General features: G+C 53.4%; 1 pseudogene. It reads right to left on the minus strand.

The annotated features are described in order from the left end of the window. A pseudogene (locus M6G53_RS25290) lies at positions 1-281 on the minus strand (IS4 family transposase); the annotation flags it as partial.

Raw genomic sequence — 281 nt, forward strand, 5'->3', positions numbered from 1 at the left:
CAGTATCTGCCGGGCTTCCTCAGCACTCGTGACCGGCTCTGATGTCAACAGATGCCAGCACAGACCGTCCGTTTTTCCCTTTTCCTCACAGTTTACATAATACAACGGAACAGATGTGCCCTGTTTGTTGGCCGGGATTTTCACCGTAACAGGGGCATACCGGATTTCACACAGGGCCTCCCGGCCTTTTCGCCCCCCTCTTTGCTGGATTGATACACACCGTTCCCCGGCTGGTTGCAACGTTTTCCCGTAGCTATAGAGCTTGCTTCCCTCTTCTTCAA

The organism is Serratia nevei, from assembly GCF_024160145.1.
GTDB lineage: Bacteria > Pseudomonadota > Gammaproteobacteria > Enterobacterales > Enterobacteriaceae > Serratia > Serratia nevei_A.